Genomic DNA, 20,294 nt, shown 5'->3' with positions numbered 1-20,294 from the left:
GTGACAATCCCGGCTCGAAATCGGCTAGAGGATCGCCGGGAGCCAGCCGGTCGAGCGGCGGACGAGCGCCGCTCGAGCCGCCGATGCCACCGTGACGGCGATGAGACGACCGATGCCCGGGCCCCGACCGGACCCGAGCCGGATGAGGTGGTGACCATGACGAGCACGGCTGACGTGCGGGCCGCGAGGACCACGGGAACGGGAACGCTGTCGGTCCTGACCGGTCCGCGGATGGGATTCGAGGAGGGCCGCCGCATCGAGGAGCTGGTGGAGCGGTGGGCGCGGACTCGCCCGGACGCGCCCGCCGTCCGCTGGAAGGGTCACCATGTCGGCTACGCCGATCTGGTGGCGCAGGCGGGACGTGTCGCGCGGGCTCTCGCAGACATCGGGGTCGGCGCGTCCGAGGTGGTCGCCGTCCGCACGGCGCGAAGCCCGGAGATGATCGCCGCGTTGCTCGGTGTGATGAAGCTCGGCGCGGTCTACACCGCGGTCCCCGCCGAGTGGCCCGAGGCGCGCCTTGAGGAGGTGCTGCGCCGTACCGGCGCCCGGATCTGCGTCACCGACGAGGGAGGTTCGCCGATCGGCGGCGTGCCCACCGTCGGCCTGCGGGAACTGTGCGACGGCACCGCGCAGGTGCGGCAGGCCCTGCCGGCGCGCGGCGCGGCGGTCTCGGCCGACGCCTGCTGCGTGTTCTTCACCTCCGGCAGCACCGGCACTCCCAAATGCGTCCTCTCCCCCCATCTTGGGACGATCCGCGTCGCGCGAGAGGCCACGCTCGGCTTCGGGGAGCACACCGTGATGCTGCAGTCGGCACCGGTGGCCTGGGACGGCTTCGCCTTCGAGGTGTGGTGCCCGCTGATCAACGGCGGCACCACGGTCCTGCGGGACAGCGAGCACTTCGGCTACGACGACATCCGCCTGGCGGTCGCGCGGGGCGTGAACACCGTTTTCCTGACCCCGACGCTGTTCAACGCGACCGTCGACGACGACATCGAGGCGCTCGCCGGCCTGGAGGCCGTGATGCTCGGCGGGGAGAAGGCCTCCGCCAAGCACATCTCCACCGCCATCGGCAGGTTCCCGGGGTTGCGGGTGCACAACCTGTACGGACCGGTCGAGGCGACGATGTGCCCCACCGGCTATCTGGCCGACGGCACCGAGCGGGACGAGGTCCCGATCGGCGTACCGGTCGCGGCCACCGGCGTCTACCTGCTCGACGACGACGGCCGGATCGTCCCGTGGGGCGAGACCGGTGAGATCGCCGTCTCGGGCGCCGGCCTGGCCCTGTGCTACCTGGGGGATCCGCAGGAGAGCGCGCGCCGCTTCCCGCTGCTTCCCCTCGGGGACGGCGGCGAGGAGACGCGCGTCTACCTGACGGGCGACCTCGGCGTGATCGCCCCGGACGGGCGGCTGAGGTACCGGGGACGCAAGGACCGCCAGCTCAAGGTCCGCGGCGTGCGCGTCGAGCCCGGCGAGGTGGAGCGGGCCATCTGCGCGTTGCCCGGCGTGGGAAGCGCCGCCGTGGTGCCGCTGCCCCTGGGCGGCGTCACCGTCGAGGCGCTCGCCGCCTTCTACACGGCGTCCTCCGCAGTGTCTTCCACGACGTCTTCCACGGCGTCCTCCACGGCAGGCCGCCCGGACGAGGCCCAGGCGCAGGCCCCCACCGAGGAGGCGGTCTACGACGCGCTGAGCGAACGGCTGCCCGCGGCGTTCGTGCCCAACGTCATCCGGCGGATCGCGACGCTTCCGGTGACGAGCACCGGGAAGATCGACGTCACGGTGCTCGCCGAGATCCTCCACGACACGCCCCGGCCGGACGTCGCGACGCCCGGAGGAACCCTGGAGGTCGTGCTGCGGCACGTGAACGACCTGCTGGGCTATCCGGTGGGCCCGCAGGACGACATCTTCCAGCGGGGGGCCACCTCGATCGCGGCGATCCAGCTCGCCAACCGGATCGGCGGGGAGCGCGGCGTGGAGCTGCCGGTCTCGGTGTTCCTGCGGGGGCGCACCCCCGCAAAGATGGCCGAGGCCCTGGACGACCCGCTGCTGCTGGGCGAGCAGGACTAGCCAGCGAGCGGGACGGACAGGGCCGGCGGGCGGACAGAACGAGAGGGCAGAGCGAGCGGGCGGAGCGAGGGGCGGATGGACGGGCCGGGCCGAGCGGAGCGGGTGCGGCGGGCAGGGCGGAAGCCGCGGCGCGGGCCGGTGGTCACAGGCGGCTGAGAAGCTCCTCGGTGTAGAGCTCGCGAATGGAGCATGCGCCGGCGACCGTCGAGAAGTACCGTTGCACCGTCTCGGGATCGGAGGCGATCGCCCGCAGCATCGCCAGGCTCTGCTCCTGGACCTCCAGACGGGCCACGATCAGGGTGTTCTCGTAGATCTCGGCGAGCTGCCGGTCCCGTTCCCGGCCGTACCGGTGCAACGCCCGGGTCAGGGCGGCCTCGTCGTGCAGGTCGGCGCCGACCTGCACGACGAGGCCGGCGAGCAGCTCCGCCTGGAAGAAGGCGTCGGTGATGCCGCGGGCGGTGATGGAGTCCTTGTGGTGGCCCGCGTCGCCGACGAGCACCCACCCGGGGCCGTGGGCCTGGCGGAAGAAGTTCTGCTGGTCGCCGGTGCCGTACATGCGCTCCGCCCGGCGGCCGGAACGCAGCCGCTCGTACATGTCGGGCGCCGTCGCGCGGATGTTCTCCAGGTACGCCTTCTCCACGTCGGCCTTCACCGTCTCGAACTCGCCCTGCGGGAAGTACGCCGCGACACAGGTCGCCCCGTCGTTCGTGGGCGCCGCGCCGACCCACCTGCCGGGTGCCTCGTACAGCTCGAAGGTGGCCGGCACGTCGGTCCAGTAGGTGTAGTAGACGCAGGTCAGCCGGGGGTCCTCGATGACGGGGGCGGCTCCGGCCAGGCGGGCCACCGCCGATCGCATGCCGTCGGCCCCGACGACCAGCCGGGCACGCTCCTCGAACTCCCCGCCGAGGGAGCTGCGGCAGCGCACCCCGCACACCCTGCCGTCGTCGTCGCGCAGCAGCCCCACGACGGAGCACCCCTCGCGCAGCTCGGCCCCGGAGGCCACCGCACCGTCGGCCAGGATCCGGTCGAGGACGTGCCGGCGCGGGGCGTAGGCCGCGCGCTGTCCCTCCACCGCGACGGAACAGCCCGTCAGCCTGACGTCCGCCACCTCGTAGACCGCCTGGTCGAGCGGCGGGCAGCCGGAGGCCGCGACCGCGTCGAGCAGCCCCCAGGAGGCCAGACGGGCCACGCCCGGCTGGTGGATGTAGTGGGTGGAGAGGGTGTCCCGGGGGAACGTCGCGCGCTCCAGCAGGAGAACCCGGTAACCGGACCGGGCCAACAGCATTGCCGTGGGGGCGCCGGCGCACCGCGCCCCCACCACGATCACGTCATACATGTCCTACCTCCTGGGGTGACGGTGGCAGGCCGGACTCGAAAGTCACTCGACAGGTGCTCCGTACCAGCGCGATTCGAGTGGAGTTCTAGGGCCGGCACGGAGTCTCTGCTCATGAGACTCCACGACGTCTACCTCGCCGGCGCCGGAATGTACCTGCCGCCTCCGCTGACGGTCGACGACGCGATCGCCTCCGGGCAGTGCGACGAATCGGTCCGCACGGAGACGAGCGTCACCGCCGTCCGGGTGGCGGGCTCGGTCTCCGCCCCCGAGCTGGCCGTACGGGCCGCGCGGGAGGCGCTGGAACGGTCGGGGTACGCGCCCGACGAGATCGACGCCCTCTTCTACGTCAACGCCTGGCACCAGGGCCCCGACGGATGGTCCCCGCAGTACTTCGTGCTGCGGGAGGCGCTCGGCCGGGACGTCCCGGCGTTCGAGGTACGGCAGGGCTGCAACGGCCTGTTCGCCGCGATCGACCTCGGGGCCTGCTACCTGCAGGCGGCGCCGGAGCGCGGGGCCGCGCTCATCGCCGCGGCCGACAACTTCGGCACGCCGCTGGTGGACCGCTGGCGGTCGGCCCCGGGCAGCGCGCTGGGCGACGGGGCGACATCCCTGGTGCTGTCGAAGAGACGCGGGTTCGCGCAGGTGCTCTCCCTGACCCTGACCTCCGTCGTCGATCTGGAGGAGGTCGACCGTTTCGGGGAGGAGCTGTACCCGCCGGCCTGCACCGTCGGCACGACCATGGACCACCGGGTGCGCTCGCGCCGCTACCTGGAGAGCTTCGAGCGCCGGATGCCGCCCTTCGTCACGCTGATGCCCGCGGCGACGATCAAGGCGGTGGACCAGACCCTGGAGGAGGCGGGGGTGCGGACCGGCGACATCCGCCGGGTCTGCAACGTCAACGTCTCCCGGGGCTACCTCAACCGGTTCGTGTTCGAGCCGCTCGGCCTGTCCCCCTCGCTGGGCACCGCGGAGTTCGGCCAGGGCAACGGCCACATGGCCGCCAACGACTGCTTCTCCTCGTTCGTCCACCTGGCCGAGTCGGGGCAGGTGCGCGCCGGTGACGACGTGCTGCTGTTCGGCACCGCCCCCGGGCAGTCGATCGCCTGCGCGGTGATCCGGATGCTCGAAGAACCGGGCTGGCCGATCCCGGCCACCGGCCGCTGATCCCGCTGGAGGGTGAGATCCCCGTGCGTGTGCTGTGCGTGTCCTCCTGGCCGACCCACTACTACCCCATGGTGCCACTCGCCTGGGCGCTGCGGTCCCGCGGGCACGAGGTCCGCGTCGCGGTGCCTCCGGCGCACGCCGGCACCGTCGTCGCCTCCGGCCACCTCGCGGTGCCCGTCGGGGAGGACGTCGACATCACCGAGCTCTTCAAACGCGACATCCAACCGCTGATCGGCAACGACGACCCGGAGGTACGGCGCCGCCGCACCCTCGCCGCGATCGGCGTCTTCGTCTCCGTCGCCGAGGCCATGGCCGCGGAGGCGGTGCCGTTCGCCCGGTCCTGGCGGCCCGACCTGGTGCTGCACGAGCCGACGGCGTTCGCGGGCCCGCTGATCGCCGGGATCCTCGGCGTGCCGGCGGTCCGGCACCTGTGGGGACCGGACGGCACCTCCGCGGGTCCCGGCGGGGGCGGCCGGATGGACATTCCCTCGCTACGCCGGCTGGCGGAGCGCTACGGCCTGGCCGACCTCGATCCGATGGGCGACGTGAGCGTCGATCCGTGCCCGCCGAGCATGCAGGCGCAAGTGGAGCTGGAGCGGCTCGCGATGCGGTACGTGCCCTACAACGGGGCCGCGAGCGCGCCGCGTCACCTGCTCGAACCGTCCGGCCGTACCCGCGTCTGCGTCACCTGGGGGGTGTCCACCGCGGCCCTGGCCGGTTCGGAGCTGTTCCTGGCCCCCCGGGTGGTGGAGGCCCTCGCCGGGCTGGACGCCGAGATCGTGGTGGCGGTCAACTCCGCCACCCGCGAGCTGCTCGGCGAGCCGGGCGGCAACGTGCGGATCGTCGAGTCGGTGCCGCTGCACATGCTGCTACCCACCTGCGCGGCCCTGGTCCACCAGGGCGGCGGCGGGTCCATGCTCACCGCGGTGGCCGGCGGCGTGCCCCAGCTCGTCATCCCGCAGCTTCCCGACCAGCGCTTCAGCGCGCGCCAGCTGGCCGGAACCGGTGCCGGTCGCCACCTGCCCGGAGAGGAGGCCGAACCGGACGCCATCCGCGCCGGGGTCGAGGCGCTCCTCACCGAGCCCGCCCACCTCGACGCGGCCCGGCGGCTGCAGCGGGAGAACGACGACCGGCCCAGCCCGCTGGAGGTCGCGCAGCGGCTGGAGCGGATCTCCAGCTGCCTTTTAGCCGAGCCGCGCAGCATGGCGTTGCGCACCCGATGAAGGAGGACCGCAATGAGCAGGACACTGATCGTGGCCCGGCTGGAACCCGGCCCCGCGGAGGCGATCGCCGACATCTTCGCCGAGTCCGACGCCACCGAGCTCCCCCACATGGTGGGGGTGACCCGGCGCACCCTGTTCCGCTTCCACGACCTGTACTTCCACCTCGTCGAGGCGGACGACGAGATCACCCCCAATCTGTACCGCGCCCGCAGCCACCCGCTGTACCAGGACATCAACCGGCGGCTGGCCGAGCACGTGCGGCCCTACGACCCCAACTGGAAGGAGCCCAAGGACGCGATGGCCACGCCCTTCTACGTGTGGGAGAAGGACCCGGCCCGCTTCTGAAGGCCGAGCTACCTAAGGAGACGACGATGCCCGAGAAGGACGTCCGCCCCCCTGTCGCAGTCGGCGACGTTGCGCCCAACCGGCGCAGGGGCGGGGACATACGGATTCTGCTCAGCCCGAAGACGGTCGACTCGTGCTCCGGTTTCATGGGCGTGTTGACGCTGGAGCCGGGTGAGTACGTCAGCGAGCACTACCACCCCTACTCCGAGGAGTTCCTGTACGTCGAACGCGGCTCGCTGGTCATGAGCATCGAGGACGAGCCGGTGCACCTGGGGCCGGGGCAGGCGCTCATGGTGCCCAAGAACGTGCGGCACCGCCTGCGCAACGACGGCGAGGAAAGCGCGTTCGTCGTCTTCCACCTCAGCCCGCTGGCCCCCCGCCCCGAGCTCGGGCACGTGGACACCGAGCCGCTGCCCGCAGCCCAGGAACCGGTCGCCGCCGTCGGCGGATCCCCGACTAGAGAGGGTGGCTGATGAGCGGACGCAGGGTCGTCATCACGGGAATGGGGGTCGTGGCTCCCGGGGGCATCGGAACGAAGGCGTTCTGGGAGCTGCTGACCAGTGGAACCACGGCGACCCGCACCATCTCCCTGTTCGACTCGACCGGCTTCAGGTCGCGGGTGGCGGCGGAGTGCGACTTCGACCCGGTGCGCGAGGGCCTGTCTCCCCGGGAGATCCGCCGGATGGACCGGGCCGCGCAGTTCGTCGTCGTCTGCACCCGTGACGCGCTGGCCGACAGCGGGCTGACCGCCGACGAGCTGCCCGCCCACCGGACGGGAGTGAGCATCGGCAGCGCGGTGGGCTGCACGATGGGGCTGGAGGAGGAGTATCTCGTCGTCAGCGACCGCGGCAAGCGGTGGCTGGTGGATCCCACCTACGCCGTGCCCCACCTGTACGGGTACATGGTGCCGAGCACCCTGGCGGTGGAGGCCGCCTGGGTGTGCGGCGCCGAGGGCCCGGTCGCGCTGATCTCCACCGGCTGCACCTCGGGGCTGGACGCGGTCGGCCACGGCGCCCAGCTCATCCGCGAGGGCTCCGCCGACGTGATGATCGCCGGCGCCACCGACGCCCCCATCTCCCCCATCACCTCCGCCTGCTTCGACGCCATCCGGGCCACCACCCCCCGCAACGACGACCCCGAGCACGCCTCCCGCCCGTTCGACCGCGACCGCAAGGGGTTCGTCCTCGGCGAGGGGTCGGCGGTGTTCGTGCTGGAGGAGCTGGAGCGGGCCAAGGCTCGCGGCGCGCACATCTACGCCGAGGTCTCGGCCTTCGCCACCCGCAGCAACGCCTTCCACATGACGGGCCTCAAGCCGGACGGCCGCGAGATGGCCGAGGCCATCACCGTCGCCATGGGCAAGGCCCGGATACGCCCGGAGGACATCGACTACATCAACGCCCACGGTTCGGGCACCAAGCAGAACGACCGGCACGAGACCGCGGCGTTCAAGGCCAGCCTGGGGCATCGCGCCTACGAGGTGCCGGTGAGCTCCATCAAGTCGATGATCGGCCACTCGCTGGGCGCCATCGGCTCGATCGAGATCGCCGCGTCGGTGCTGGCCATCGAGCACAACGCCGTCCCGCCGACGGCCAACCTGGACACCCCCGACCCCGAGTGCGACCTCGACTACGTGCCCCACACCGCTCGGGAGCAGCGGGTCGACACCGTCCTGACGGTGGGCAGCGGGTTCGGCGGGTTCCAGACGGCGATGCTGCTGTCCGGCCTCGAAGGTCGTGCGGCATGACCGCCGTCGTCACCGGGATCGGCGTCGTCGCCCCCACCGGGGTCGGCGTCGAGGAGCACTGGTCGGCGGTGCTGTCGGGCGAGACGGCCATCGGGCCGATCAGCCGGTTCGACGTCTCGTCCTACCCCGTACGGCTGGCCGGCGAGGTCCGCGACTTCACCGCCACCGGGCAGGTGCCCAACCGGTTGATCCCCCAGACCGACCACTGGACGCACATGGGGCTGCTGGCGGCGGAGATGGCCCTGGACGACGCCCGGATCGACCCGGCGGAGCTGGAGGAGTACGAGCTGGCCGTGGTCACGGCCAGCTCGTCCGGCGGCACCGAGTTCGGGCAGCGGGAGATCCAGAAACTCTGGAGCAAGGGGCCGGGTCACGTCGGCGCCTACCAGTCGATCGCCTGGTTCTACGCGGCGAGCACCGGCCAGATCTCCATCCGGCATGGGCTGCGCGGCCCCTGCGGCGTCATCGCCAGCGAGCAGGCCGGCGGGCTCGACGTCATGGCGCAGGCTCGCCGGATGCTGGGCAACGGCTCCCGGATGGTGGTGAGCGGCGGGACGGACGCCTCGCTGTGCCCCTACGGGCTGACCGCCCAGCTCAGCACCGGTCTGCTCAGCCGCGACGGCGACTCCCGGCGCGCCTTCCGCCCCTTCGCCGCCGACGCCTGCGGCTATCTGCCCGGGGAGGGCGGCGGCAAGCTGGTCGTGGAGGACGCCGAGCACGCCGCCGGGCGTGGCGCACGGGAGCCGTACGGCGTCATCGCGGGGTATGCGGCGACGTTCGACCCGCCGCCCGGCTCCGACCGGCCGCCCACGCTGCGCCGGGCCATCGAGAACGCGCTGGCCGACGCCGGCGTGCCGGCCGAGGACGTCGACGTGGTGTTCGCCGACGCCATGGGCGAGCCGCAGGCCGACCGGCAGGAGGCGGAGGCGATCGCCGCGGTCTTCGGTCCCCGCGGGGTCCCGGTGAGCGTGCCCAAGGTCCTGACCGGCCGGATGTACGCCGGCGGCGGCGCCCTGGACGTCATCACCGCCCTGCTGGCCATCCGCGACGGCGTGCTGCCCGCCCTGCCCGAGGAGTACGAGATCAACCCCGACTATCCGATCGACGTCGTCCGCGGCGAGCACCGGCGGCTGCCGGTGCGCACCGCCCTCGTCCTGGCCCGCGGATACGGCGGCTTCAACGCCGCGCTCGTCCTGCGCGCCTGGCAACCATGAGATCCCCTAGGAGAACCGATGGCCAATCTGAATCTCGACGAGCTCAAACAGATCATGTCCAACTGCGGCGTGGATGAGGCGGTCGACCTGGACGGCCCCATCCTGGACACGCCGTTCGAGGAGCTCGGCTACGACTCACTGGCGGTGCTGGAGATCCAGGGCCAGCTGGAGCAGCTCTACTCCGTCCCCTTCTCCGACGACGCCCTGGAGCAGACCAAGACGCCGCGCCAGATGCTCGACTTCGTCAACGACCTGATCACCGCGGGAGCATAGCCATGGCCGCGCACACCGAGAACGAGATCGTCATCTCGGCCCCCATGGACCTGGTCTGGGGCAGGACCAACGATGTGGCGTCCTGGCCCGACCTGTTCAGCGAGTACGCCGCCACCGAGGTGCTCAGCCGGGAGGGCGACACCGTGCGCTTCCGGCTGACGATGCATCCCGACGCCGACGGCAACGCGTGGAGCTGGGTGTCGGAGCGGACCACCGACGCCACGACCCGGACCGTGAACGCGCACCGGGTGGAGACCGGCTGGTTCGAGTACATGAAGCTCTTCTGGAGCTTCCACCAGGAAGACGACGGCGTGTTGATGCGCTGGGTGCAGGACTTCCAGATGAAACCCGGGGCCCCGCTGGACGACGCGGCGATGGCCGAGCGCATCAACCGCAACAGCAAGGTCCAGATGGAGCTGATCAAGGAGCGCCTGGAGAAGGCCGCCGCCAACGCCCCGGAGGCATCATGACACTGTCCCTGTCCGGTAAGAACGCCCTGGTGACCGGGGGCACGCGAGGCATCGGACGGGCGATCGTCCAGGGGCTCGCCGACGCCGGCGCCAACGTGGTCACGAACTTCCACAGCGACCAGGAGGCGGCGGACGAGCTCGCCCGCGACCTCAAGGGGAGCGACGGCACCCACCACGTCCTGCGGGCGGACATCGCCTCGGCGGAGGCCGTCGGCGAGCTCGTCGAGGAGTGCCGGCAGCGGCTCGGCTCGCTCGACATCGTCGTGCACAACGCCGGCGCGATCAGCCACGTCCCCTTCGACAAGCTCTCCGCCGACGGCTGGAGTCAGGTGGTCGACACCAACCTCACCGCCGCCTACCAGCTCACCCAGAGGGCGCTGCCCCTGCTGGGCGACAGCGCGTCGATCATCTACGTCGGCTCCAAGGTGGCCACCGTGGGCGTGCCGATGCGCGCCCACTACACCGCGGCCAAGGCCGGGCTCGTCGGCCTGATGCGGTCGCTGTCGAAGGAGCTGGGCCCGCGGGGAATCCGGGTCAACGTGGTCGCCCCGGGCATCATCGACACCAGCGATCCCGACCGGCTGCCGCCGCAGGAGTACGCCGCCATGCAGGAACGGCTGGCCGAATACCGCAAGCGCACGCCGCTGGGCCGTCTGGGCCGCGCCGAGGACGTCAGCCGGGCCGTCCTCTTCCTGGCGGGCGACGACGCCGCCTTCATCACCGGCGAGACCCTGAACGTGGACGGAGGGATGTGACATGGCCCACGAAGGGGCCTTCCGCGTCATGCTGCGCATGCAGATCAACCCCGGCATGGAGCGGGATTTCGAGCAGACGTGGCTCGGCATCGGCAACGTGATCACCGAGCATCCCGCCAACCTGGGCCAGTGGCTGATGAGGAGCGCCGAGGAGGAGGGCATCTACTACATCATCAGCGACTGGCTCGACGAGCCGCGCTTTCGCGAGTTCGAGACCAGCGCGGCCCACCTGGAGCACCGCACCAAGCTGCACCCCTACCGCTCGGGCGGGTCGATGACGACGATGCACGTGGTCACCCACCTGACCGGAGCCGCGGCGCACCAGGCGGCGGCGCGGTGAGCGGCGAGTCACCGACCCCGGGGGGACGACCGGTCCGGGTCGTGGTGTGGTATCGGGCGCCCGACGGGAAGGCCGACGCGGTGACCTCCGCCTACCACGGCATCAGCAAGGAGATGGCGGGGACGCCGGGCCTGCTCGACAACGAGTTGCTGCGCTCGGCCACGGACCCGTCGGCCTTCGCCGTCATGAGCCGGTGGCGCGACGTCGACGCCTTCAACGTCTGGGAACGCGGCCCGTCGCACCAGAGCTCCACCGCGCCGCTCGTCCCCTACCTGGACCGGGCTCCCAACCGGCCCTTCGAGCTCTACGAGGTCACGGCCTCCTACTGAAACCCGGCCGCCTTCCGCACAGGAGTGAAGATGACGACTCTGGGCAGCGTACGACAAGTCACCGACTCGGACTGGCTGGCCTGCCCGAGTTGCCGCTCCCTCGTGTACCGCAGACGCTTCGCCGACGAACTCTCGGTCTGTCCCGACTGCGGGCACCACGGCCGGCTTCCGGCTCCCGACCGGCTGTCCATGCTTCTGGACGAGGGGTCGAGCCGCCTGCTGGAGTGGGAGCCCACCGAGTTCGATCCGCTGGGCTTCGTCGACTCCCGGCCCTATCCGGAGCGTCTGCGGGAGGCGCGGCGGGACACCGGGCTCGCCGAGGCGGTGCTGTGCGCGCGCGGCACGCTCGGCGGGCAGCCCGTGATGACCGCCGTCATGGACTTCCGTTTCCTCGGCGGCAGCCTCGGCTCGGCCGCCGGCGAGCTCATCACCCGGGCGGCCGAGACCGCGCTCGCCGAGCGCGTCCCGCTGCTGCTGGTCACGGCCTCCGGCGGGGCACGGATGCAGGAGGGTCTGTTCTCCCTCATGCAGATGGCCAAGACCAGCCAGGCCCTGGCCGAGCTCGACGAGGCGGGGATCCTCACCGTCACGCTGATCACCGACCCCACCTACGCGGGTGTCGCGGCGTCGTTCGCCACCCTGACCGACGTCATGATCGCGGAGCCGGGCGCGCGGATGGGCTTCGCGGGGCGGCGGGTGATCGAGCAGACCATCGGGCAGATCCTGCCGGCCGACTTCCAGACCGCCGAGTTCCTGCTGTCGCACGGCCTGATCGACGTCATCCAGCCGCGGCGCCAGCAGCGGGCGGCGCTGGGCCGGCTGCTCTCCCTGCAGCAGCCCCGTCCCTCCCGGCTGCCCGTCACCGCGGACGCCGTCATCGACGACCCGGCGCGCCTGCGGTCCCAGGAGACGTGGGCGACCGTACGGCTGGCCCGCGAGCTGGGCCGGCCCACCACGCTCGACTACGCCGGATACCTGCTGGACGGCTTCATGGAGCTGCACGGCGACCGCATGTCGGCCGACTGTCCGGCGATCGTCGGGGGGATCGGCTGGCTCGAAGGCCTGCCGGTCATGTTGATCGGGCACCAGAAGGGCCACGCCACGCACGAGGTGATCGCCCGTAACTTCGGCCGGGCCACCCCGGAGGGGCACCGCAAGGTCGCCCGCCTGATGCGGACCGCGGCCAAGCTGAACCTGCCCATCGTGACGCTCATCGACACCCAGGGCGCCGAGCCGGGGCTCACGGCCGAGGAACACGGCCAGGCGATCGCGATCGCCGAGAACCTCCGGCTGATGTCGGGGCTGCCCGTGCCGATCGTCTCGATCGTGACCGGCGAGGGCGGCAGCGGCGGCGCGCTGGCTCTCGGGGTCGCCGACCGGGTCCTCGCGTGCGAGAACGCCGTCTACTCCATCATCAGCCCGGAGGGGTGCGCGGCGATCCTGTGGCGGGACGCCGCCGAGGCCCCGCGCGCCGCGGCGGCCCTCCGGATCGACGCACGTGAGCTGCTGCGCCTGGGGCTGGTGGACGGCGTCGTCCCCGAGCCCGACGGCGGCGCTCACACCGACCCCGCCCGCGCGGCGGGGTATCTCCGCGCGGCCGTCACGTCCACACTCGCCGAGCTTCTACCGCTCGACGGAGAGCGGCTCGTCCGCGCCCGGCGCGCACGCTTTCGCCGCCATGGCGCGCAAGCCTGTTCCTGAGCTGGAGGTTGCTGTGTTCTCCTCAATTCTCATCGCCAATCGCGGCGAGATAGCCCTGCGCGTGGCACGGACATGCCGTGAGCTCGGCATCCGGACCGTCGTGGCGCACTCGACCGCCGACCGGGACTCCGCCGCCGTCGCCTTCGCCGACGAGGCGGTGCAGATCGGCCCGCCCCCGGCGAAGGGCAGCTACCTCAACATCGCCGCCGTCATCGAGGCGGCGCTGGCCACCGGGGCGGAGGCGATCCACCCCGGGTACGGATTCCTGTCGGAGGATCCGTACTTCGCCGAGATCTGCGAGGCGAACGGCCTGACCTTCATCGGTCCGCCCGCCGACGTCATCTCCCGCCTGGGCGACAAGGCGCAGGCGCGGGCGATCATGTCCGACGCCGGCATGCCCGTGCTGCCGGGCAGCCGCGAGACGCTGGAGTCGGCGGCCGAGGCGAAATCCCTCGCCGACGAGATCGGCTACCCCGTCATCATCAAGGCCGCGGCGGGCGGCGGCGGGCGCGGGATGGGCATCGTCCGCGACAGCGGGGACTTCCTGCGCATCTACGGTGAGACCCGCGCGCACGCGCAGGCGGTGTTCGGCGACGGGCGCGTGTACGTCGAGCGCTTCTGCGAGACCGCCCGGCACGTGGAGATCCAGGTCCTGTGCGACCTCTACGGCAACGCCGTGCACCTGGGCGAGCGGGACTGCTCGGTGCAGCGCCGCCACCAGAAGCTGGTGGAGGAGACGCCCGCGCCCGGACTGCCGCCCGGTCTCACCGCGCGCATGGGCGAGGCCGCCGTGCGGGGAGCGCTCGCCGCCGGGTACGTCGGCGCCGGAACGTTCGAGTTCATCGTCGACCAGGACGACGCGTTCCACTTCATGGAGATCAACTGCCGGATCCAGGTCGAGCATCCGGTGACCGAGATGGTGACCGGCCTCGACCTCGTCCGCGAGCAGATCCTCATCGCCGCGGGCCAGCCGCTGCGGCTGCGGCAGGAGGACGTGGTCCTCAACGGGGCGGCGATCGAGTGCCGCATCAACACCGAGGACCCGTCGCGCGGGTTCGCGCCGACGCCGGGACAGCTGACACGGTTCGTCGTCCCCGGCGGCCCGTTCACCCGGGTGGACACGCACGGCTACCCGGGGTGGCGCGTGGGCCCCGACTACGACTCGCTGCTCGCCAAGGTGATCGTCTGGGCGCCGGACCGCGAGCAGGCGCTCGCCCGGATGGAACGCTGCCTGGGCGAGCTCCAGGTCGAAGGGCCTCGGGTCCACACCAACGGCGCGTTCCTGCGGGAGGTGCTCGCCCACCCGCTCTTCCAGGACGCCAAGCACACGACGTTCCTCGTCGACCAGATGCTCACCAACGGCACCCCGCTCAAGGAGCGGGCCGAACCCGAACAGAAGGAGTGACCGTGACAATGATCCGAAGCCTGCGCGCCAACCTGGCGGCAGGCCTGACAGTCGGCCTGACAAGGGCGGTCGGCCTGGCCGCGCTCTGCCTGCTGGCCATGCCGGCGGTGGCCGCCGCCGGCGTCGCCGGCACGGCCGAGCGCCCCACCCGCACCCCTCCCCCCGTTCTGGACGTCACGATCACCGCCGCGGGCTTCGAGATCCCGGGCGCCAACCCCCGGCCGAGCGGCCTGACCACCTTCCGGGTGAGCACCCCCGAGCCGAAGGGGATGTGGCTGGCGCTGCTGCGCCCGAAGCCGGACTCCACCTGGGAGCGGGTCATCAAGGCGTTCGACGACTCGGCCTCCCCCGATCCCGCGGTCGCCCTGCAGGGCGTGCGCGACCAGTACCGCTATGCCGACTTCGCCGGCGGCGTCGCCGTCTTCCCCGGCCGGCCGGTCTCCTTCACCGAGCGGCTGACCCCGGGCCGCTACTACCTGGTGGGGACGTCGCAGCAGGGCGGCGCGCACCTGCAGACCCTCGACGTGGGCGAGGATCGGGTGGAGGCCACCCCGCCGCGGATCGACGGCATCATCCGGATCGTCGGAACGGACCGTCCGCGGTTCGTCATGCCGTCCCGGTTGCCCGCGAACGGCACCTTCCTGGTCATCAACGACTCCTCGATCCCCCAGGAGGCCGTCTTCGCCCGCACCGTCCCCGGCGCGACGTTCTCCACCGTGCAGAACTACTTCGACGCCCAGCGGGAAGGCAGGCCGCTGCCGCCCAATCCGCTCGTCGCGACGGTCGCCGGGATGCTCGCCATCTCCCCGGGTCGTTCGGCGATCGTCCATGCGGACTTCGAGCCCGGGAGGTACAGCGTCCTGTCCTTCCTCATGGAACCGGAGAACGGAGTAAAGCAGGCCTATCTCGGACTTCATCGCGAGTTCGACTTTTTGGTCAAGTAAGGCATGAGGTTTCGGTCATCTAGTACGGCCCGGCACTGCACCATAGATCATTTGCAGCGATCCAAATCTTTAATGGGTAGACACTCTACCTGTTGATGATTTACCGTGTAATTGCCCTTAAAAGGGCGCATGGACGCAGACCACGTACGCCAACCCAGGCCGGGGGTATGGGGACCGACATGCTTTTCAATGTCTTAGGCACATTCGAGGTGCGAATTGCTGGTCAGGACCTGACCCCGTCCGCACCAAAGCTGCGGACGGTACTTTCACTTCTACTGATTAATTACAACAGGATCACTCGTCCGGACTCGCTGATCGACGAGCTCTGGGGGGACTCGCCACCGATCAGCGCCGCCACCACACTGCAGACCTACGTCTACCAGCTCCGTCGCCTCATGACGGCGGCGGGCCAGCCGGGCGAGGAGTTCCTCGTCACCAAGGCCGCCGGATACCAGGTGCAGGTCCTGCCGGAAGCCATCGACGTCTACCATTTCGAACGCCATCTCAAGCAGGGCAGGGAGCTGCTCCAGGAGGGCTCCCTGCAACGGGCCTCCGAGAAGCTCTCCCAGGCGCTGAGCCTGTGGCGGGGTCACGCCCTGACGGACGTGCCCAGAGGACGCCTGCTCGAAGCCCACGCGATCAAGCTGGAGGAAGGCCATCTCAATGCGCTGGAGATGCGCATCGACGCCGACCTCCAGCTCGGCCGCCACCGCGAGCTGATCAGCGAGCTGAAGGAGCTGACGGCCAGCTATCCGATCTGCGAGGGCTTCTACTCGCGGTTGATGCTGGCCCTCTACCGATCGGAACGGCGCAGCGAGGCGCTGTCGGTCTACCAGCAGCTGCGCGCCATGCTCAACGACGAACTGGCGCTGGAGCCCTCGCAGCCGGTGCGCAACCTGCAGCAGGCGATCCTCCAGGGCGACTCCTCGCTGGACCTTCCGGTGAAGGAGCCGGAGACCATCCGGCTGCCGCCGGCGCCGCGGGTCGCCTCGCCGCCCGCCGAGCTACCACCGGACATCGCGGACTTCACCGACCGTCGCAACGTCCGCAAGCGGATCGAGCTGTCGCTCGTCACTCCCGCCAACGAGAAGGCGATCCCGATCGTCTCCATCACCGGCATCGCCGGGGTGGGCAAGACCGTCCTGGCCACCCACGTCGGCCATCGGGTCCGGTCGCGGTTCACCGACGGCCAGCTCTACGTCCACATGCGGGGGATGTCGTCCAAACCCCGCGAGCCCGAGGACGCGCTCGGCACGATGCTCCGGACCGTGGGTTTCGCCGCCCGGGACATCCCCGCCGACCTCGAAGGCCGCAGCAAGCTCTTCCGGACCTGGAGCGCCGACCGCAGCGTGCTGGTCGTCCTGGACGACGCGTCCCTGGCCGCCCAGGTCCGGCCGCTGTGCCCCACCGGGCCCAACAGCGCGGTGATCGTCACAAGCCGCTCACCGCTCTACGGGCTCACCAGCGCCGAGCAGGTGGAACTGGACGCCTTCGACCTCGACGCGGGCATCCAGCTGCTGCGCCAGATCATCGGCAACGACCGGGTGGCGGCCCAGGAGAAGGCGGCGCGGGCCATCATCGAGATGTGCGGCGCGCTGCCCCTGGGCATTCGCATCGCCGGCGAACGGCTCGCCGCGGCACCGCACTGGACGCTGGACCGCTACCGCGCCAAACTCGCCGACGAGGGATCCCGCCTGACCGAGCTGCGCTGGGGCGATCTCGACGTCCGCACCCGGGTGGAGGGCAGCTACCGGCTGCTCGACGCCAGGATGCGCCAGGCGTTCATCACGCTGGGCACCTCCCGTCAGCAGCACTTCTCCACCCGTGACACCGCCGACCTGCTCAACATCAGCGTCACCTCCGCCGAAGAGGTCCTGTCGCACCTGCTCGACGTCCGTCTCATGACGATCTCCAGGTGTTCCCACGGCGGCGACTTCTCCTGCGCCATCCCCGAACTGATCCGCCTGTACGGGGTGGAGCGCGCCGGGGAGAGCTGTCCTGCCACCCTCGACCGATCCACTGAGTGGTGTTCGAGAGTGCCTTGAGCGGCACGGAAGACGATGGGGCGGTCGGTTCCCCTTCGGCTTCGGGAGGGCACTTGCCCACGTACCACTACCGCACGACCGTACTGATCATCGGTGGCGGGCTGACCGGCCTCAGCGCCGCGCTCTTCCTGGCCTGGCACGGGGTCCCCGTGCTCCTGGCCGAGCGGCACTCGGGCACATTGATCCACCCACGGGCCCGCACGATCAACCCGCGCACGCTGGAGATCTATCGCCAGGTGGGGCTGGAGGAACGGATCCTTTCCGTCCCCAGCCTCCCCGGCGGCCAGATCATCGTCCACGGGACATCCCTGGCGGCTCCCGAGGAGCGGCGCAGCCCGATGGAACTGCCCCGGGAGAGCCGGCTGGCCAGCCCGTGTTCCTGGGCTCCGATCGACCAGGACCAGCTGGAGGCGATCCTGCGGGTCCGCGCCGAGGAGCTGGGGGCCGAGGTCCGTTTCGGCACCCGGCTCACCGGGTTCGAGCAGGACGGCGCGGGCGTGACCGCCACGGTCCGTGACCTCGGCAGCGGCCTCGACCGGACCGTGCGCGCCGACTACATGATTGCGGCCGACGGAGGGCCGAGCCCGATCCGGGACGAGCTGAGGATCCCCCGGACCGGCCTCGGCCGGCTCGGTCACACCGTCACCCTCGTCTTCGAGGCGGAGGTGTCCGCCGCGCTGCGCGGGCGGCGGGTGGGTCTGTGCCATCTGCGCAGCCCGATTCCCGGCACGGTGCTCATGCCGCACGACCGCGCCGACCGCTGGGTGATCAGCTTCCCCTACGACCCCGCGCGCGGCGAGTCCCCCGCCACCTTCACCGAGCAGCACTCGATCGAGCTGATCCGCGCCGCCCTCGGGCTCGCGGACGCCGAAGTCTCCATCGTCCCCCAGCTCGCCGACGGCACCAAGGTGCTCAGCTACGACATCGACGCCCTGCTGGCCGGGACCTACCGTAAGGACCGGATCTTCCTGGCCGGGGACGCCGCCCATGTCATGCCCCCGTCCGGGGCCTACGGGTCGGGCACCGGCATCCAGGACGCGCACAACCTCGCCTGGAAGCTCGCCGCCGTGACGCGCGGCCACGCCGATCCCGCCCTGCTCGACACCTACGAGTCGGAACGGCGGCCGGTCGCCGACCTGACGATCCGTCAGGCCACGCTCAAGCGGGAGGTGAACATGGGGCTGCGCAGCCCGGAGGACGCCGGGCTGCTGTCGCCCTCCGAAGCGGTGATCTTCGGGTACGGATATCCCTGCGGCGCGGTGTGGGACGACTCCCCCTCCGCCCTTCCCGCCCTGTCCTCACCCGCCGAGTTGCAGGGGCGTCCCGGCACGCGGGCGCCCCACCTGCCGGTGCGGATCGACGGCCGCGAGTGCTCCCTGCTCGACCTGTACGGCCGCGGCTTCGTGCTGCTGTCCGGAGGGGAGACCGACGCGTGGACCAAGGCGGCGGTGGAGACGGCCAGCCGGCGGGGCCTGCGAATCGACGCCTACCGGTTCGGAGTGGACCTGGACACGCCCGACGGCTGCGAGGCGTACGGGATCAGCGCGTCCGGCGCCGTCCTGGTGCGCCCCGACGGATACGTCGCCTGGCGGGCGGCCGGCTGCCCCGCCGAACCCAGGCTGACCCTCGACGGGGCGCTGGAGCGGCTCCTGTGGCGGAGCCGGTCTCCGCGTTGACCGCCGAACACACGCTCACCAGCTGACCGGCAGGGCCTCGGGGCCGCGGATCATCTTCCCCGAGGCCCAGACGAGGTCCTCGACGGAGCCCGCGAGGCGCAGGGCGGGCAGCCGGCCGAACAACCCCTGCAGCGCCACGCCCAGTTCGAGCCGGGCGAGCTGGGCGCCCAGGCAGTGGTGCGGGCCGTGCCCGAAGGCCAGGTGCGGGTTGGGGGCGCGGGTGATGTCGAGCTCGTCGGGCTCGGTGAAGACGGCGGGGTCGCGGTTGGCCGAGGTGGTGGCGGGAAGCACGGCCTCGCCCGCTTTGACGAGCGTTCCCTCGATCACGACATCCGCCACCGCGACCCTGATCGTGCCGCCGCTCACCGCCAGGGGTGTGTAGCGCAGCAGTTCCTCCACCGCGCTCGGGATCAGCGCGGGGTCGGCCCGCAGCAGGTCCAGCTGCGCCGGATGCCGCAGTAGGGCCAGCACCGCTCCGGATATCAGGTTCGCCGCCGTCTCGTAACCCGCGACGAGCAGGGTGACGCCGAGGGTGACCAGCTCGGACTCACTCAGGCGCTCATCCTCCCGGGCCCTGGCCAGATCGCTCAGCAGGTCGCCGGCGGGCTCGCGCCGCTTGGCCTCCACGAGCCCGGCGAGGAAACCCTTGAGCCGCTCCCCCGCGGCCGCCATCGCCTCGGGCGAGTGACCGGCGACGCTGAGGTAGGCCTGAGACCATTCCTGGAAGTCGCCGCGGTCCTCCTTCGGCACTCCGAGCAGCTCGCATATCACCCCGATGGCCAGCGGCCGGGCGAGGCCGCCCACGACGTCGCCGGGGGAACCCGCCGCGACCATGTCGTCCAGCAGCCCCGCCACCAGCCCCTCGATCCCCGGCCTGAGCCGCTCCACCCGCCGGGCGGTGAAGGCCCGCATGACCAGGCCGCGCAGCCGGGTGTGCTCCGGCGGGTCCATGGTCGTCAGGGAGTCGCGCTCCAGGGGGATGCGCCGGGCCCTCGGCGCGCCCGGGGCCGCGGCGGCCGCCCGGCTGAGAGCCGGGTCGGCGAGCAGCGCCCGGTTGCCGGCGTAGGTGGTGACCAGCCAGGCGTGGTCGCCGGTGGGCAACCGGACCGGCGCGGCCGGCCGGGACCGGCGCAGCTCCCCGAAGATCGGCGCCGGCTCGTACGGCACGGGCGCCTCCGGCGGAAACGTCAGCTCACCATTGGTCTCACCGGAACCTGGCACCACGCCTCCAAAAAAATCGGAATAGCGAATAATACAATCCACCAA

General features: G+C 71.5%; 19 protein-coding genes. 17 read left to right on the top strand and 2 right to left on the bottom strand.

Translation table 11 applies throughout. The annotated features are described in order from the left end of the window. Positions 1-156 precede the first annotated feature (156 nt). Positions 157-2,064, top strand: a complete 1,908-nt coding sequence (locus ACQPYK_RS13285) for a non-ribosomal peptide synthetase (RefSeq protein ID WP_433254703.1) — start codon at positions 157-159, stop codon at positions 2,062-2,064. 142 nt (positions 2,065-2,206) lie between these two features. Here ACQPYK_RS13285 and ACQPYK_RS13280 read toward each other — a convergent pair whose 3' ends face one another. Then, positions 2,207-3,400, bottom strand: coding sequence for an NAD(P)/FAD-dependent oxidoreductase (locus ACQPYK_RS13280; protein WP_433254700.1), 1,194 nt, complete (start codon positions 3,398-3,400; stop codon positions 2,207-2,209). A 111-nt stretch (positions 3,401-3,511) separates the two neighbouring features. Between ACQPYK_RS13280 and ACQPYK_RS13275 the strand changes: the two genes are divergently transcribed. The 16 genes from ACQPYK_RS13275 to ACQPYK_RS13200 all read left to right on the top strand — a co-directional run bounded on the left by ACQPYK_RS13275 (position 3,512) and on the right by ACQPYK_RS13200 (position 19,028). Continuing rightward, positions 3,512-4,564 carry a ketoacyl-ACP synthase III family protein gene (locus tag ACQPYK_RS13275; protein WP_433254697.1) on the top strand — a complete coding sequence of 351 codons (1,053 nt, stop codon included), beginning with the start codon at positions 3,512-3,514 and terminating at the stop codon, positions 4,562-4,564. 23 nt (positions 4,565-4,587) lie between these two features. Next, a complete protein-coding gene (locus tag ACQPYK_RS13270; protein ID WP_433254694.1) occupies positions 4,588-5,787 on the top strand; it encodes a nucleotide disphospho-sugar-binding domain-containing protein in 1,200 nt (399 codons plus the stop codon). 12 nt (positions 5,788-5,799) lie between these two features. After that, positions 5,800-6,132 carry a TcmI family type II polyketide cyclase gene (locus tag ACQPYK_RS13265; protein WP_433254692.1) on the top strand — a complete coding sequence of 111 codons (333 nt, stop codon included), beginning with the start codon at positions 5,800-5,802 and terminating at the stop codon, positions 6,130-6,132. 26 nt (positions 6,133-6,158) lie between these two features. Next, positions 6,159-6,605 (top strand): cupin domain-containing protein, encoded by a 447-nt coding sequence (locus ACQPYK_RS13260; RefSeq protein ID WP_433254690.1) that lies wholly within the window; start codon positions 6,159-6,161, stop codon positions 6,603-6,605. After that, a complete protein-coding gene (locus ACQPYK_RS13255) occupies positions 6,605-7,876 on the top strand; it encodes a beta-ketoacyl-[acyl-carrier-protein] synthase family protein (protein WP_433254687.1) in 1,272 nt (423 codons plus the stop codon). Before ACQPYK_RS13260 ends, ACQPYK_RS13255 begins: the two co-directional genes overlap by 1 nt. Next, the gene (locus ACQPYK_RS13250; RefSeq protein WP_433254684.1) at positions 7,873-9,090 is read left to right on the top strand and encodes a ketosynthase chain-length factor; all 1,218 of its coding nucleotides are present in this window, start codon (positions 7,873-7,875) and stop codon (positions 9,088-9,090) included. Before ACQPYK_RS13255 ends, ACQPYK_RS13250 begins: the two co-directional genes overlap by 4 nt. 18 nt (positions 9,091-9,108) lie before the next feature. Further along, positions 9,109-9,363: an acyl carrier protein gene (locus tag ACQPYK_RS13245; RefSeq protein WP_433254681.1), complete on the top strand. Its 255-nt coding sequence runs from the start codon at positions 9,109-9,111 to the stop codon at positions 9,361-9,363. 2 nt (positions 9,364-9,365) lie between these two features. Next, entirely contained in the window at positions 9,366-9,833 is a 468-nt protein-coding gene (locus ACQPYK_RS13240) for an SRPBCC family protein (protein WP_433254678.1), read from the top strand. Next, positions 9,830-10,588, top strand: a complete 759-nt coding sequence (locus tag ACQPYK_RS13235) for an SDR family NAD(P)-dependent oxidoreductase (RefSeq protein WP_433254675.1) — start codon at positions 9,830-9,832, stop codon at positions 10,586-10,588. The genes ACQPYK_RS13240 and ACQPYK_RS13235 overlap by 4 nt, the downstream gene beginning before the upstream one ends. A 1-nt stretch (position 10,589) precedes the next feature. Next, positions 10,590-10,928 carry an antibiotic biosynthesis monooxygenase family protein gene (locus ACQPYK_RS13230; protein ID WP_433254672.1) on the top strand — a complete coding sequence of 113 codons (339 nt, stop codon included), beginning with the start codon at positions 10,590-10,592 and terminating at the stop codon, positions 10,926-10,928. Then, positions 10,925-11,257 (top strand): antibiotic biosynthesis monooxygenase family protein, encoded by a 333-nt coding sequence (locus tag ACQPYK_RS13225; RefSeq protein ID WP_433254670.1) that lies wholly within the window; start codon positions 10,925-10,927, stop codon positions 11,255-11,257. The genes ACQPYK_RS13230 and ACQPYK_RS13225 overlap by 4 nt, the downstream gene beginning before the upstream one ends. A 30-nt stretch (positions 11,258-11,287) precedes the next feature. Then, positions 11,288-12,958 (top strand): acetyl-CoA carboxylase, carboxyltransferase subunit beta, encoded by a 1,671-nt coding sequence (gene accD, locus ACQPYK_RS13220; RefSeq protein WP_433254667.1) that lies wholly within the window; start codon positions 11,288-11,290, stop codon positions 12,956-12,958. Between the two features lie 13 nt (positions 12,959-12,971). After that, complete coding sequence (locus ACQPYK_RS13215; RefSeq protein WP_433254664.1) at positions 12,972-14,363, top strand: acetyl-CoA carboxylase biotin carboxylase subunit; 1,392 nt, start codon at positions 12,972-12,974, stop codon at positions 14,361-14,363. A gap of 2 nt (positions 14,364-14,365) precedes the next feature. Next, the gene (locus tag ACQPYK_RS13210) at positions 14,366-15,307 is read left to right on the top strand and encodes a hypothetical protein (protein ID WP_433254661.1); all 942 of its coding nucleotides are present in this window, start codon (positions 14,366-14,368) and stop codon (positions 15,305-15,307) included. Positions 15,308-15,516: 209 nt separating this feature from the next. Then, positions 15,517-17,352, top strand: a complete 1,836-nt coding sequence (locus ACQPYK_RS13205; RefSeq protein ID WP_433254658.1) for a BTAD domain-containing putative transcriptional regulator — start codon at positions 15,517-15,519, stop codon at positions 17,350-17,352. A gap of 53 nt (positions 17,353-17,405) precedes the next feature. Then, positions 17,406-19,028, top strand: a complete 1,623-nt coding sequence (locus ACQPYK_RS13200) for an FAD-dependent monooxygenase (RefSeq protein WP_433254655.1) — start codon at positions 17,406-17,408, stop codon at positions 19,026-19,028. Between the two features lie 15 nt (positions 19,029-19,043). On the opposite strand, the gene ACQPYK_RS13195 is transcribed toward ACQPYK_RS13200, so the two are convergent. Next, on the bottom strand, positions 19,044-20,249 hold the full coding sequence (locus tag ACQPYK_RS13195; RefSeq protein WP_433254652.1) for a cytochrome P450: 1,206 nt from the start codon (positions 20,247-20,249) through the stop codon (positions 19,044-19,046). Positions 20,250-20,294: the final 45 nt, after the last annotated feature.

Origin of the sequence: Streptosporangium sp. CA-135522, assembly GCF_050949235.1 — a bacterium.
GTDB lineage: Bacteria > Actinomycetota > Actinomycetes > Streptosporangiales > Streptosporangiaceae > Streptosporangium.
The sequence above is the reverse complement of the archived record's forward strand: the minus strand, read 5'-3'. Positions and strand labels throughout refer to the sequence as shown.